Source organism: Bacillus sp. FSL E2-8887 (assembly GCF_038007205.1).
Classification (GTDB): Bacteria; Bacillota; Bacilli; order Bacillales; family Bacillaceae_G; genus Bacillus_A; species Bacillus_A mycoides.
In genome coordinates this window covers 70,369-82,402 of sequence record NZ_JBBOWS010000002.1, presented here as the reverse complement: position 1 = coordinate 82,402, position 12,034 = coordinate 70,369, and the positions used below count along the sequence as shown (strand labels likewise).

12 protein-coding genes and 2 pseudogenes are annotated in these 12,034 nt (G+C 32.2%); 10 read left to right on the top strand and 4 right to left on the bottom strand.

The genetic code is table 11. From position 1 onward, the window contains the following. Positions 1-321: 321 nt before the first annotated feature. Positions 322-684 carry a winged helix-turn-helix transcriptional regulator gene (locus NSQ08_RS27665; protein ID WP_016119328.1) on the bottom strand — a complete coding sequence of 121 codons (363 nt, stop codon included), beginning with the start codon at positions 682-684 and terminating at the stop codon, positions 322-324. Between the two features lie 121 nt (positions 685-805). Between NSQ08_RS27665 and NSQ08_RS27660 the strand changes: the two genes are divergently transcribed. The 4 genes from NSQ08_RS27660 to gshAB all read left to right on the top strand — a co-directional run bounded on the left by NSQ08_RS27660 (position 806) and on the right by gshAB (position 5,600). Next, positions 806-1,921 (top strand): S-(hydroxymethyl)glutathione dehydrogenase/class III alcohol dehydrogenase, encoded by a 1,116-nt coding sequence (locus NSQ08_RS27660; RefSeq protein WP_340780442.1) that lies wholly within the window; start codon positions 806-808, stop codon positions 1,919-1,921. A 4-nt stretch (positions 1,922-1,925) separates the two neighbouring features. Beyond that, positions 1,926-2,759 carry an S-formylglutathione hydrolase gene (gene fghA / locus NSQ08_RS27655; RefSeq protein ID WP_016119326.1) on the top strand — a complete coding sequence of 278 codons (834 nt, stop codon included), beginning with the start codon at positions 1,926-1,928 and terminating at the stop codon, positions 2,757-2,759. Between the two features lie 182 nt (positions 2,760-2,941). Beyond that, entirely contained in the window at positions 2,942-3,250 is a 309-nt protein-coding gene (locus NSQ08_RS27650) for a hypothetical protein (protein WP_016119325.1), read from the top strand. Positions 3,251-3,323: 73 nt separating this feature from the next. Beyond that, positions 3,324-5,600, top strand: a complete 2,277-nt coding sequence (gshAB, locus tag NSQ08_RS27645; protein ID WP_340780441.1) for a bifunctional glutamate--cysteine ligase GshA/glutathione synthetase GshB — start codon at positions 3,324-3,326, stop codon at positions 5,598-5,600. An 89-nt stretch (positions 5,601-5,689) separates the two neighbouring features. Here the strand turns inward: gshAB and NSQ08_RS29975 are convergent, their stop codons facing one another. The 3 genes and pseudogenes from NSQ08_RS29975 to NSQ08_RS27635 all read right to left on the bottom strand — a co-directional run. Beyond that, entirely contained in the window at positions 5,690-5,815 is a 126-nt protein-coding gene (locus NSQ08_RS29975) for a putative quinol monooxygenase (protein WP_367633635.1), read from the bottom strand. A gap of 231 nt (positions 5,816-6,046) precedes the next feature. Next, entirely contained in the window at positions 6,047-7,480 is a 1,434-nt protein-coding gene (locus tag NSQ08_RS27640; protein ID WP_340780440.1) for an IS4 family transposase, read from the bottom strand. A gap of 246 nt (positions 7,481-7,726) precedes the next feature. Continuing rightward, a pseudogene (locus NSQ08_RS27635) lies at positions 7,727-7,966 on the bottom strand (Tn3 family transposase); the annotation flags it as partial. 158 nt (positions 7,967-8,124) lie between these two features. On the opposite strand from NSQ08_RS27635, the pseudogene NSQ08_RS27630 reads away from it, so the two are divergent. The 6 genes and pseudogenes from NSQ08_RS27630 to NSQ08_RS27605 form a co-directional block, all read left to right on the top strand. After that, positions 8,125-8,187 (top strand): annotated as a pseudogene (locus NSQ08_RS27630) (undecaprenyl-diphosphatase); the annotation flags it as partial. Between the two features lie 78 nt (positions 8,188-8,265). Further along, positions 8,266-9,198 carry an ABC transporter ATP-binding protein gene (locus NSQ08_RS27625; RefSeq protein ID WP_113710345.1) on the top strand — a complete coding sequence of 311 codons (933 nt, stop codon included), beginning with the start codon at positions 8,266-8,268 and terminating at the stop codon, positions 9,196-9,198. Then, positions 9,173-9,880 (top strand): ABC transporter permease, encoded by a 708-nt coding sequence (locus NSQ08_RS27620; protein ID WP_063225639.1) that lies wholly within the window; start codon positions 9,173-9,175, stop codon positions 9,878-9,880. Before NSQ08_RS27625 ends, NSQ08_RS27620 begins: the two co-directional genes overlap by 26 nt. Beyond that, positions 9,880-10,611 carry an ABC transporter permease gene (locus NSQ08_RS27615; protein ID WP_059037866.1) on the top strand — a complete coding sequence of 244 codons (732 nt, stop codon included), beginning with the start codon at positions 9,880-9,882 and terminating at the stop codon, positions 10,609-10,611. The genes NSQ08_RS27620 and NSQ08_RS27615 overlap by 1 nt, the downstream gene beginning before the upstream one ends. Before the next feature lie 643 nt (positions 10,612-11,254). Continuing rightward, on the top strand, positions 11,255-11,443 hold the full coding sequence (locus NSQ08_RS27610; RefSeq protein ID WP_078178893.1) for a hypothetical protein: 189 nt from the start codon (positions 11,255-11,257) through the stop codon (positions 11,441-11,443). A gap of 71 nt (positions 11,444-11,514) precedes the next feature. Next, the gene (locus tag NSQ08_RS27605) at positions 11,515-11,715 is read left to right on the top strand and encodes a hypothetical protein (protein WP_305456480.1); all 201 of its coding nucleotides are present in this window, start codon (positions 11,515-11,517) and stop codon (positions 11,713-11,715) included. Positions 11,716-12,034 lie beyond the last annotated feature (319 nt).

Sequence of the window (12,034 nt, the reverse complement as noted above, 5' to 3'; positions counted from 1 at the left end):
AAGCAAAATTGAAAACGAAAAGACGATTCTTTGGTATTAAGAATCGTCTTTTTTAATAGAAGGTATCGCCAGCATTTTTATATTGAAATATACTTAACGTATTTTTTTGATTTGCTGACAGTACAACCTAATATAGCTTAGAGAATGAATTTATTGACATACGATAATGCGCGATAAATTTTATGAATAAGCTTGGTAATATTTAAAAGCCACGAAACGCCTTCATACCAGCGTTTCGTGGCTTTTTTGAACTATTCATGCACATACTTTTATACATTGTCCCCGTAACTTTTATAGAACTACTTAAAATTGCATTAAGTTTTATTCAACCGGTACTTTATTAGCGTCCATTTCTACAAATTCATTAAACTCATCTCCCCAATCACAGATAGTAGTTACTACGTTTTCTAGTCGACGACCTATTTCACTAAGTTCATACTCAACCTTTGGAGGTACTATAGGATATACACATCTAGTAATTATTTTATCTTCTTCTAACTCTCTTAATTGTCTGATTAACATACGTTGATTCACATCAGGAAGCTTTTTTTGTATTTCACTTAATCTTAAAGGTGAACGCTGTAACAAACACCATATAATTGCTATTTTCCAACGCCCTCCTATCACAGATAAAGCTAAATCTTTTCCAGTGAAAAATTCCTTGTCCTTATAATGAATAACCATAATTTTTGACCTTCCTCTCGCAAAAAAATGTTTATAGTGACAAATTTGTCAGTATTGTAATGGAAATTATAAAGTGTAATCTTAGTGGTGTAAACAATAAAAAAAGAAAGTAGGGATTCAGTTGAAAAGTAGAGCTGCTGTTGCATTTAAGCCAGGAGAACCACTTCAAATCGTAGAAATCGATGTAGAAGAGCCAAAAGCAAAAGAGGTATTAGTTAAAATACTATATACTTCTGTCTGTCATACAGATGCTTTTACATTATCAGGTGACGACCCGGAAGGAGTATTTCCTGCTGTACTTGGTCATGAAGGTGCCGGTGTTGTCGTTTCGGTAGGTGATGAAGTTACTTCAGTAAAACCTGGTGATCATGTTATTCCACTATATACACCTGAATGTGGAGAATGTAAATTCTGTCGTTCTGGTAAAACAAACCTATGTAGTGCTGTACGAGAAACACAAGGTAAAGGTTTGATGCCTGATGGAACAACTCGCTTCTCTTATAATGGAGAGCCACTTTATCATTACATGGGAACTAGTACATTCAGTGAATATACAATTGTTAATGAAATTAACTTAGCGAAAATCGACGAAAACGCTCCGTTAGATAAAGTTGCCTTATTAGGGTGTGGTGTGACTACAGGTATCGGTGCTGTACACAATACCGCGAAAGTTGAAGAAGGAGCTGTGACAGCTGTATTTGGTTTAGGAGCGATTGGATTGGCTGTTATTCAAGGATTAGCACAAGCGAAAGCAAGTCAAATTATTGCCGTTGATTTAAATCCCAAAAAACAGGAATTAGCACAAAAAATGGGAGCAACTGATTTTGTGAATCCTGCAGATTATGATCGCCCAATTCAAGAAGTTTTAGTCGAAATGACAGATGGAGGCGTGGATTATAGTTTCGAATGTATTGGTAATGTTGAAGTAATGAAGTCCGCTCTTGAAGCATGTCATAAAGGTTGGGGCGAAAGTATTATTATCGGTGTAGCCGGTGCTGGTAAAGAGATTCATACTCGTCCATTCCAATTAGTAACGGGTCGAGTATGGCGTGGATCAGCCTTTGGTGGAGTTAAAGGAAGATCTGAGCTTCCAGAAATGGTCGAAGATTATATGAAGGGTGAAATTGATTTAGATTCATTTATTACTCATCATTTAGAATTTAAAAACATCAATGAGGCATTTGACTTACTACACAAAGGTGAATCCATTCGTACGATTTTAACTTATGGAGAGTGAGATAATGAGTCTTAAATGTATTGAACAACATCGTTCTTTCGAAGGAGAGCAACGTAAGTATAGCCATTATTCAAAAGTCTTGCAATGTGATATGAAATTTAGTATCTACTTACCATCAAATAAAGAAAAGAAAAAAATCCCACTTATATGGTGGTTATCTGGTTTAACTTGTACAGATGATAATTTTAGTCAAAAAAGTGGATTTCAACGTTTGGCTGAAAAGCATCAAGTTGCAGTGATCATGCCAGATACTTCACCACGTGGAGAATACGTTTCAGATGTTGCAGCATGGGATCTTGGACAAGGGGCAGGTTTTTATATAAATGCTACCCAGGAGCCTTGGGCACAGAATTATAAAATGTATTCATATATAGTAGATGAATTAACATCCATTGCTTCGACTATAGTACCTAATTTTTCAGGTGAAGAAAGCATAATGGGACATTCAATGGGAGGACACGGGGCTTTAGCGATTGGTTTGAAAAATGCTAAGAGATTCAAAGCGGTTTCTGCTTTTTCTCCGATCTTAACCCCTAGTCAAGTTCCATGGGGAATAAATGCTTTCACCTCTTATTTAGGTGAAGACAAAGATTCTTGGAAACAATGGGATGCTTCAGAATTAATTAAAGAAGATACTATTCCACCTATTCTTATTATGCAAGGTAGTCAAGACGAGTTTTATCCAAAACAATTGGAAGAGCATATTTTCTTAGAGAATGCTCCAAAAAATAGTCAAATGGTAACTTATAAAAAAATGGAGGGCTATGATCATAGCTACTTCTTTATTGCCACTTTCTTAAATGAGCATTTCTCTTTCCATATGAAGTATTTAAGATGATTCTTATTTACAACAAATTATGGTTAAAACAATACCCGCTTCCAATGTCATATGAAGTATTTAAGTTTACAGCAAAATATAGTAACAAAAGTATCCGCATGTAGAGATGTGGGTACTTTTGATTGTTATATTTTGTAATATTGTATCGTTTGTAAAAATAATTAAATTTGAGGGAAGAGTTCATGTGGATTTTAAAAATGTTATTTAATTACCGTGTTAAACCATCCTTATTAAAATCTCGTTATGGGGTTGAAAAGGAAAATCGACAAGTTGACTTAGTTGAAAGTTCAACTGAAACGTCTAAATCCGTTTCGATAAGAGATACCAGATCATATATTCAGCAAGATTTTGCAGAAGTACAGATGAAATTTATTCAGCTTAATTCTAAAACATTAGAAGATATGATTAATTACTTAGCGGCTATCCGCGAAATCCCTTCTCTTTCCGTGGATAAGAATAAAATGCTTTGGCCATTAATATCCAAATGCTGAATTCAAAAAAATAATGGCTATAATTTTGGCTATTTCTATATCAAATATTTGAGTTGATGGGGGGACAGTTTATATGGAAATGAAAAAAATGTTAAACAATGACCGTATTAAACCATATTTATTAAAAGCACGTTTTGGAGTTGAAAAAGAAAGTCAACGAGTTGACCTATCAGGAAGTTTAGCTAAAACGGAACATCCCAATAGTATTTCAGTAAGAGATGAACATCCTTATATTCAGCGAGATTTCTCGGAAACACAAATGGAATTAATCACACCAGTTACTGAGACACTAGAAGATTTATTTAATTACTTAGCAGCTATCCATGATGTTGCCTATCGTTCTATGGGTGATAACGAAATGCTTTGGCCATTAAGTATGCCACCACAGTTGCCCGAAAAAGAAGAAGATATTATTATTGCGAAACTTAATAATCATGAAAATGTTTTATATCGCCGATATTTATCTAATTCTTATGGCCGACGAAAACAAATGATTAGTGGTATTCATTTCAATTTTGAATTTAGCGATGATTTAATTCAGGTATTATTTGAATTACAATCGGAAATAAAAGATTATCATCAATTTAAAACAGAAATTTATCTGAAAGTCACAAGGAATTATTTACACTATCGATGGCTAATAACTTATTTCTTCGGTGCTTCTCCTAGTAGTGAAGAGAATTTCTTTGAAATAAATCCTTTAAATGGCGCCGTAAGAAGCATTAGAAATAGTAAATATGGTTATAGCAATGAAAACGATGTTCAAGTATCCTATAGTAGTTTACAGAACTATATATCTGATCTTTCTTCGCTGGTGAGTAAAGGGGTTTTATTAGAAGAAAAAGAATTTTATGCATCTGTCCGTTTAAGGGGCGGCCCTCAAGTCTCAGATTTAAATAAGCAAGGGATTCGTTATATTGAATTAAGAAACCTAGATTTAAACCCTTTTGAAACATATGGAATTAGTCATGAACAAGCAGAATTTCTACACCTTTTCCTCATCTATTTACTCTGGATTGACCAAGACGATAATAATGATGAATGGGTAAAAATCGGTGATTTTCAAAATAATTTAGTGGCTCTTGAACATCCTTTAGAACATACGCAATTTAAAACAGATGCTGAGCGTATTGTTGATGAGATGGAACATTTAACAGGGCTGTTAGACATAACGGTTTCGAATACCTTATTTGTTAACTTGAGAGAAATGCTAACAAATCCAAGTAAGACTTTAGCTGGAAAATTTTATAAAGAGATTATAAAAAGTAGTCAAAGTCAAGTAGCTACCCGTATTGCTAAAGAAAATTATAAAAAATTATGGGATAAACCGTATCAATTATCAGGATTTACTGACATGGAGTTATCTACACAAATTTTAATGTTTGATGCTATTCAACAAGGAATACAACTAGACGTTTTAGATCGACAAGATCAATTTTTAATACTAAAGCTAGGAAATCATGTTGAATATGTGAAAAATGGGAATATGACTAGTAAAGATAGTTATATTTCACCTTTAATTATGGAAAATAAAACAGTAACAAAGAAAATTATTCAACAGCATGGATTTCGTGTACCAATAGGTGAGGAATTTAATGATATAGAAAAAGCCTTATGTTCCTATGATTTATTTGCAAGAAAGCCTTTTGTTGTAAAACCAAAAACAACAAATTATGGATTAGGAATATCTATCTTTAAAGAAGCCGGAGCAATTTACGAAGACTATCAAAAAGCACTCACATTAGCATTTAAAGAAGACTCATCCGTATTAATAGAAGAATTTATTTATGGAACAGAATATCGATTTTTTGTGCTAGATGACAAAGTTCATGCTGTTTTATTACGAATTCCTGCTAATGTTGTAGGGGACGGTACACATACGATTGAAGAATTGGTCCTTCAAAAAAACTTGGATTCATTAAGAGGAATGGACCATAGGACACCTTTAGAAATTATACAATTAGGTGAATTAGAGGTCTTAATGCTTAAAGCTCAAGGGTATCGAAAAGATTCAATTCCAACAAGTGGCGAAATTGTATTCCTGCGAGAAAATTCTAATATCAGTACAGGTGGAGACTCTATTGATGTGACAGATCAAATTCCCGATGATTATAAGAAAATAGCTGTAGATGCGGTATCTGCACTTGGAGCTAAAATTAGTGGTATAGATTTGATTATTGAAAATACAGAAGTTCCTGCAGCAAATAAAAATGCTTATGGAATTATTGAGGCAAACTTTAATCCATCAATGTACATGCATATATATCCGTATAAAGGAAAATCTAGACGTTTAACTATGCATGTATTACATTATTTATTCCCTGAATTATTAGTTAGTAATTACAGATAGTTAAATTTAATGTTTATGTTGTAGAAATAACATCCTAAAATTAATTAAAAAAGCCCTTAGATATGTCTAAGGGCTTTTTTATTATTAACTTAAGCTTGATACTTTTTAAAATCCATTGGTGTTACCGCAAAATCATTAATAGTAGCCGCAAATGATTGGAAGTGATCGCTATCATTATGAATTGCAATTGCTTCTTCATCTTTCCAATGTTCAATAGTAACTTACATACTTTCTTTATCTGTTTGCTTAAACATATCTAAGAGATATTTCCTTCTTCTAAGCGAGAATGCTCAATTAATTGATTAATACTTTTTGGGGTACCACCCCATCGCTATCAAGCTAAGGGTACCAAAAGGGTATATGTGAGTGTTTTTTTGGGGATTTCTACGATTACACTAAAAATGTGCATAACAAATAAGCCTACCAAATAGGTGTTTTGAAAAATATTATGCAACTTTGAAACTCTGTGACAACGTACAATCATACATAACGCCTAGGATATCAAAGACTGTTTTCTTTTCGTAACGGTGAGATTTCCGTCCGTTTTTCTCTAAAAGATAAAATAAACGCAGAAAAACTTTTAATAATTCTTGGATGTCCTTTTTTAATCCATGGTAAAACAATAGATAATAATTCTTTATCATATAAATGGATTTGTACTCACTTAACTCTTTCTTTTTCTTATCTAAGAGTAACTGACGCATTTTGAACATCGTCGATGAACAGAGTAAAATGCTAATGAGTTGACCATATAAATGACATTCTAAGCGTTCTTTCTTGATTTCTTTGCACTTGTGAATTTGAAAGAAAGATTTCCATGTTTTGAACAAAATTTCAATTTGCCAGCGTAATGAATACAAATCATGGATATGCTCCGTTGGAACATTTTCTACAGAAAGATTCGTAATATACACGTTGATTCCACTCAACCGTTTACTTCGTTCTTTGTAGGTAATACCTTTCTTTTTTTCTTTTTTTGCTTGTTCCTTCAACCTTTTCTCTGTTTGTTCCTTTGTTAATCGATGAATAATAACACGAGCTGGTAATTTTTGATACTGTCCAATGTATGCTTCTGAAATTTCCAATGTTTGACCAGGGAGCAATTGATTCATGAGTTCTTCCATATCTAATTGAATATAGAGTGTTCCTTTCTTCACGGTCCCATTTTGAAAATACTCTGGCTCATCATTCTTACAATAGATTCGAGAATTTAATTTCAAACGTGAAACATAGTAAGCGCCTTTATCATGAATCTTCTGTAAGTCATGTAAGTCAAAATAGCCTAAATCTCTTATATACAAGTCTTTTGGTTGAATGGTTTTTAGGCTTGTTGAACCAAAGGTTTTATCATTCTCTCTTCCTTCTCCTACATAAACGTACAGGAACTTTCCACTCAATAAGTCATACTCCAATTGAATTTTGACTCCTGCCGTATGGCTACTTCCACCTGAACCTTGATAATGTGAAGAAAACTTATCTGGAAGCTGAAATGTTGTAGAATCTAGAATTCGAATGTGCTTAAAGATCGTGGTATATTGATGAATTATTTCTTGTGTTGAATGAATTCTTTGGGTTAGAAGGTTAGCTAGAACTTGTTCAAGAAATTGTACTGCGGAAGCATTAAATCGTTGGTTAAGTCCTTCAGGACTTATAAGAACACCTGTAGATACTTCAAGACAGCTACATAATTGCGTGAGTGATGTACTTGCGACCTGTTGACTAAGCCATACACATAAAGCAACTAACTCCTGTGCTTGATATTTACTCTTTCGCTGAACGAATCCTTTTTCTTTGGCTAAGTGTTCTAGAACATGAGAAGACATATGTCGTTGTAATTCTTCAGCAATCGGTTGAAGTTCATCAAGAATCGAAAGATTCATAAACAAACGCCATCCTTTCTTATGATTCTACAGAAAGGATAACGCCTTTTTTGCTTTATGGGTAGTGTAAAACCTTAGCTTAATAGCGGTGCAGTAGCACCAACAAAACGAAAATTTCGTACACTAAGCAAAATTTCATAAAGAAAAAGCCGATTTCCTGTACGCTAAGAGATAATCGGCTTCTTACTGTTAAGTTGTCTGTAGTGGTCGTAGAGAGTCTAATGGTGCAATTTCTCTTTTGCTAAATCAGTATTCTTCCAGAAAGTTAATGTGTTCCCATTCTAATGGGGAAATATATTTTAATAATTCTTCATCAAATTGTTCTTTTTTCTTCAAAGCTTTTATTGTTTCACTTAAATAAACAGTATTCCACACACTAATTGTATTAATTAAGAGATTTAGTGCACTACTTCTTTGAAGTTGATCTTGTAGCGCTCTTTCTCGTAATTCACCATGTTTTCCAAAGAAAATAGCGAAAGGCAAGGCGATGAACACATTTACAAAATGACGAGAAAAATGACAAAACTGTAAGAATGCACGAATGTTTGTAAGAAAGTTCGATGTTTTCCTTTTTCTTTTTTTATTATAGTGAGAAAGAAGAAAGAAGAAAGAAGAAAGAAGAAAGAAGAAGGAGGGATTTGAAAATGTCTTTTTCTCAATTCAATATTAATATTTTTCGAGCAATTAATGATTTAGGTAAACAATATGTCTCATTTTTTCAACTCTTTAGAAATTTAATTTAATTTAACCTTCGTGAAATATAATAAATATAAGGTGGTGTTTATATGAAATATATTGTTGAAACAAATAATCTAACTAAAAAATATAAAAAAAGTAGTGTGGTTAGTGGTGTAAATCTAAAAATTCCTGAAGGTGAAATTTATGGATTTTTAGGACCCAATGGTGCTGGAAAGACAACTAGCATTAGAATGTTATTAGGCTTAATTAAAGCGACTGAAGGCAATATTACAATTTTCGGTAAAGATTTAAATGAAAATCGTTTATCTATTTTATCTGATGTTGGAGCACTAGTGGAAAATCCTTCTTATTATGCACATCTCAACGCAATTGAAAATTTAGAAGTTTATAGACTTTTAAGAAATATACCAAAAGAAAAACTACATGCTGTTTTAAAAACTGTCGGACTGCAGAATGCAGCACACCAAAAAGTTAAAGAATACTCTTTAGGCATGAAACAACGTCTTGGCCTTGCCATTGCATTACTTGGTGATCCTAGATTATTAATTTTAGATGAACCGACAAATGGACTTGATCCCCAAGGGATACATGAAATGCGTGAATTAATAAAGAGCCTTGCTAAGGAAAGGGGCATTACTATACTAGTATCAAGTCATTTATTAAGTGAAATAGACCAGATGGCTACATATGTTGGGATTATTTCAAAGGGACGGCTCATTTTCCAGGATAAAATTGAAGTTTTACGACAACATTCACATAATTCAATTAAGATTTTAGTTAACAAACCTAAGGAAGCATGGAAAATCATTCTTGCTAGTGGTATACCGTCAGTGATGGAGGAGGATAAAATTGTTATATCTAATACTGATAATACAGCTATAGCTAAGATTGTGAAAGCTTTAGTAGCAAATGATATATCTGTATTCCGTATTGAAGAAGAAAAAAATTCACTTGAAGATATTTTCCTAAACATCGTAAAGGAGGAACAAAACGATGTACAAATCCCTCTTAGCATCTGAATTTCTTAAATTAAAGCGTAAGTGGGTTTGGTTTTTAATAATGATAGCCCCAATAGGTGTTATTGTACTTCAAGCAATAAATTTCAGTTTAAGATACGATTACTTGATAGAAAAATATAAAAATGATTTGTGGGGAGGGCTACTTTCAAATGTTCAGTCTCTTTCCCTTCCAGCAATACTACTAGGGATTACAATTATTACTTCTATAATAGCCCATTTAGAACACAGCTCTACTTCTTGGAAACACCTTTTAATACTACCAATAGAAAAAAGAAAAATATTTATAGCTAAATTTATATTAAGTTTTATTTTATTATTTATATCTTGCTCCATTCTCTTTATAGGGAGTATTTTTTTAGGTATAGGATTAGATTTTGGATATTCTATTCCATGGTCAAAAGTAATAAAAATTAGTTTTTTCCCTTACTTTTCTGCCTTACCAGTTTTAGCATTACAATTATGGTTATCCATTGTTTATAAAAATCAAGGAATCACATTAATAGTGGGGGTTTTAGGTACAGTATTAGCACTATTCTCAGAATCCTTGCCAGATTGGATTATATGGAAATTACCCTTACTTGCAAGTAAATCAAATACAACTACACTGTTAGGGGCTACAGTTGGGGTTTTACTAATTTTGATAGCAACATTTGATTTTGTAAGAAGGGATGTGGATAAATAATGCTAAATTTAAGATTATTTTTGGCTGAATTCCATAAGATTAAAAAGACAAAAATCTGGCTACTATTATTTATAAGTCCCCTTTTAACAGGGATGTTAACTTACCTAAAAGTGAGTGATACATTAGCATCTTTAAATAATTGGGAAATTATTTATTCATTTGCTTCAATAATACACGCTATGATCTTTCTCCCATTATTAACTGGCATTTTTACTGCTTTTATCTGCCGTCACGATCATTTACATGGTGGGTGGAAGCAATTACTAGTTCAGCCTATAAAACGTTATCAACTTTACTGTACTAAAGCTATTTTTGTGCTATTTTTTATAATTATTACTCAACTTTTATTCCTTTTAGAAATAATTATAGTAGGTTCTATTTGCGGGATAACAGGCCCTTTTCCTACAACATATATATTCAAATCTTTAATAGGTGGAATATTTACAACATTACCTTTAATAGCACTTCAAATGTGGCTTTCCGCAATATGGTCAAGCTTTGCTGCTCCAATGGTAGTATGTGTTGGTCTAACGATACCTGGTATGATAATTAGTCAGTCTGAACGATTTGGTCCAATTTATCCATGGAGTCAACCCCTTTTAGCTATGTTACCTTCAGGTAGTGAAACAGGGCTATTATTTATTTCTACAAAAAGTATATTAATTGTATTGATTAGTTTTATTGTATTATTCGCAGGGGGACTAATCAATTTCAATAAAAAAACATATTAATGTAAATACTAATGATTTTATATAATCACTTTAATATACAAGGATGATTACTAATGAAAATAATTACTTATCTTTTAGCTATATTAACTCTAATTGTTATGATTGCTACCATTATTTTTGATATGAATTTACCGTATAAATTAAATCACTGGTTAAGTATTCTATTAGCTCCATTTGTTATTATATTAGGTTTCTATAGTAATAAAAATTCTAATTTTAATAAATAAATTAGAAGAAAAATATAAAAAGATTTCATCATACCAGATGAAATCTTTTTATATTTTTTCTCACTAAAATCTCCTATTGCCATCAAGGTAAGAAATTCGTAGTTACATAAAACGAAATAATGAGCTAAATTCTTATAAATCACTAGCCTTAGAGAAGTAATTTTTTATTACAAATTAGCACAAAATCTTGTTCTGGGGGTAGTTGTATTTTCTTAGCTTGATAGCGATGGGGTAGCACCAACATTTCGCGAATTTCGTACGCTAAGGAATTATTCGGTGTCTTTTTTTAATATATCTATTAATAAAATAAGTTATATAAATAATTTGTTATACTTCCATGTACCCTAGTTGATATAATGTATAAGGCAATTAATGGTTAATTAATAGCGCACATATATTAGGGAGGTACATAAGCCATGTTAGAGGTAATTACGGCATTTTTCTTACTAATTTTCCATTCCATTGTTTATCTCTTTTCAAGTGGAGAAACTAAGCAAATAGCAAAAAATCATATAAAAGAAATTGTTAATAGTCCGGATGGAGTAATAATATTAATCGTTGCTGCGGCACTTTTAATCGGGGGGATATATTTATTATCGGTATGATTTCAGATATCTTAGCTTAAAACGTAAAAGGAAATTAATAGTACATATATATAGTAGGGGGTACATAAGTAATGATAGAAATAATCGCGGCACTAGTTTCATTATTCGTCCATTTTATTAGTTATCTCTTTTCAACAGGAGAAGACAAGAAAAAGGCAAAAGCAGATTTAAAAGAAGTTGTTACTGGTACTTATGGGAAAATGTTGTTAGGATTTTTTGGAGGTGCGGCAGTTACAGGAATATTTGTATTCATTTGGATTTTATCAGAGTGAACCTTTCAGTTATTTTAGCCTATATAACGTATAAGGCAGCTATTGGTTAATCTAGAGTACATATTTGCTTATGACGCAATAGATGTTTAATCAAGAAGAAAAGTATTAGAGAAAACAAGATATTAAATAATATATAAGGATCTCGCCATTTCTTTAGGATGGTGAGTTTTTTAATGTACAAAAGAAAAGACACCCTAAGGTACCTTCCTCCGACTTGACCCATCTTAATTTTAATAATATGTATTGGACATTAAGTAAACACGTCCTATAAAACAGAATCATTTATTTTTACCAGATTGTTAGTGTACAAATACAAGAG

What these genes read in the sequence shown, in the direction of transcription:
- NSQ08_RS27605 (WP_305456480.1), top strand. Translation starts at nt 11,515, where the DNA reads ATGATAGAAATAATCGCGGCACTAGTTTCATTATTCGTCCATTTTATT.
- gshAB (WP_340780441.1), top strand. Translation starts at nt 3,324, where the DNA reads ATGGAAATGAAAAAAATGTTAAACAATGACCGTATTAAACCATATTTA.
- NSQ08_RS27610 (WP_078178893.1), top strand. Translation starts at nt 11,255, where the DNA reads ATGTTAGAGGTAATTACGGCATTTTTCTTACTAATTTTCCATTCCATT.
- fghA (WP_016119326.1), top strand. Translation starts at nt 1,926, where the DNA reads ATGAGTCTTAAATGTATTGAACAACATCGTTCTTTCGAAGGAGAGCAA.
- NSQ08_RS27625 (WP_113710345.1), top strand. Translation starts at nt 8,266, where the DNA reads ATGAAATATATTGTTGAAACAAATAATCTAACTAAAAAATATAAAAAA.
- NSQ08_RS27640 (WP_340780440.1), bottom strand. Translation starts at nt 7,480, where the DNA reads ATGAATCTTTCGATTCTTGATGAACTTCAACCGATTGCTGAAGAATTA.
- NSQ08_RS27620 (WP_063225639.1), top strand. Translation starts at nt 9,173, where the DNA reads ATGTACAAATCCCTCTTAGCATCTGAATTTCTTAAATTAAAGCGTAAG.
- NSQ08_RS27615 (WP_059037866.1), top strand. Translation starts at nt 9,880, where the DNA reads ATGCTAAATTTAAGATTATTTTTGGCTGAATTCCATAAGATTAAAAAG.
- NSQ08_RS27650 (WP_016119325.1), top strand. Translation starts at nt 2,942, where the DNA reads ATGTGGATTTTAAAAATGTTATTTAATTACCGTGTTAAACCATCCTTA.
- NSQ08_RS27665 (WP_016119328.1), bottom strand. Translation starts at nt 684, where the DNA reads ATGGTTATTCATTATAAGGACAAGGAATTTTTCACTGGAAAAGATTTA.